Origin of the sequence: Arthrobacter oryzae (assembly GCF_031454875.1) — a bacterium.
In the GTDB taxonomy this organism is placed as follows: domain Bacteria; phylum Actinomycetota; class Actinomycetes; order Actinomycetales; family Micrococcaceae; genus Arthrobacter; species Arthrobacter oryzae_D.
On record NZ_JAVDRQ010000028.1, the window covers coordinates 1 to 1,945 of the forward strand.

Sequence of the window (1,945 nt, forward strand, 5' to 3'; positions counted from 1 at the left end):
TTTATATGGATTGGTTGAATTGGCCAGGTTATGCCACCCCGTGGTGTGGTCTGGTTGTTTTTCAGCTGGTTTCAAATTTTGTGCAGCCATTTTCTCCCGTTTTCCCGGGGGTGGTGGTTGTGTCTGTTTTTGTTTTACTTCAACGGAGAGTTTGATCCTGGCTCAGGATGAACGCTGGCGGCGTGCTTAACACATGCAAGTCGAACGATGACCTCCAGCTTGCTGGGGTGATTAGTGGCGAACGGGTGAGTAACACGTGAGTAACCTGCCCTTAACTCTGGGATAAGCCTGGGAAACTGGGTCTAATACCGGATATGACTCCTCATCGCATGGTGGGGGGTGGAAAGCTTTTTGTGGTTTTGGATGGACTCGCGGCCTATCAGCTTGTTGGTGAGGTAATGGCTCACCAAGGCGACGACGGGTAGCCGGCCTGAGAGGGTGACCGGCCACACTGGGACTGAGACACGGCCCAGACTCCTACGGGAGGCAGCAGTGGGGAATATTGCACAATGGGCGCAAGCCTGATGCAGCGACGCCGCGTGAGGGATGACGGCCTTCGGGTTGTAAACCTCTTTCAGTAGGGAAGAAGCGAAAGTGACGGTACCTGCAGAAGAAGCGCCGGCTAACTACGTGCCAGCAGCCGCGGTAATACGTAGGGCGCAAGCGTTATCCGGAATTATTGGGCGTAAAGAGCTCGTAGGCGGTTTGTCGCGTCTGCCGTGAAAGTCCGGGGCTCAACTCCGGATCTGCGGTGGGTACGGGCAGACTAGAGTGATGTAGGGGAGACTGGAATTCCTGGTGTAGCGGTGAAATGCGCAGATATCAGGAGGAACACCGATGGCGAAGGCAGGTCTCTGGGCATTAACTGACGCTGAGGAGCGAAAGCATGGGGAGCGAACAGGATTAGATACCCTGGTAGTCCATGCCGTAAACGTTGGGCACTAGGTGTGGGGGACATTCCACGTTTTCCGCGCCGTAGCTAACGCATTAAGTGCCCCGCCTGGGGAGTACGGCCGCAAGGCTAAAACTCAAAGGAATTGACGGGGGCCCGCACAAGCGGCGGAGCATGCGGATTAATTCGATGCAACGCGAAGAACCTTACCAAGGCTTGACATGGGCCGGACCGGGCTGGAAACAGTCCTTCCCCTTTGGGGCCGGTTCACAGGTGGTGCATGGTTGTCGTCAGCTCGTGTCGTGAGATGTTGGGTTAAGTCCCGCAACGAGCGCAACCCTCGTTCCATGTTGCCAGCGCGTAATGGCGGGGACTCATGGGAGACTGCCGGGGTCAACTCGGAGGAAGGTGGGGACGACGTCAAATCATCATGCCCCTTATGTCTTGGGCTTCACGCATGCTACAATGGCCGGTACAAAGGGTTGCGATACTGTGAGGTGGAGCTAATCCCAAAAAGCCGGTCTCAGTTCGGATTGGGGTCTGCAACTCGACCCCATGAAGTCGGAGTCGCTAGTAATCGCAGATCAGCAACGCTGCGGTGAATACGTTCCCGGGCCTTGTACACACCGCCCGTCAAGTCACGAAAGTTGGTAACACCCGAAGCCGGTGGCCTAACCCCTTGTGGGAGGGAGCTGTCGAAGGTGGGACTGGCGATTGGGACTAAGTCGTAACAAGGTAGCCGTACCGGAAGGTGCGGCTGGATCACCTCCTTTCTAAGGAGCACCTACAGGCACCGTGCCTCACGTATGTGAGTGTGGCGGGTCTGTCAGGAGTAACGCCCGTTGCGCAGACGATTGTTCTGCGGCGGGTGCTCACGGGTGGAATATCAGCAAATAGGTGCCTGGTGGCACGGACCGGCAGCAAGTACGGACACTTTCGGGTGTCCTGGAAAGCTCGCCGGATCGTTTCTGCCGGGTAGTGTTTGGCACACTGTTGGGTCCTGAGACAACAGGACCATGGTTCATGGCTGTGCCCCTTTTCGGAGGGAGCGGT

General features: G+C 56.7%; 1 rRNA gene. It reads left to right on the forward strand.

The window, feature by feature from the left end:
• The first annotated feature begins 139 nt into the window (after positions 1-139).
• Positions 140-1,665, forward strand: a 16S ribosomal RNA gene (locus J2805_RS23870).
• Positions 1,666-1,945 lie beyond the last annotated feature (280 nt).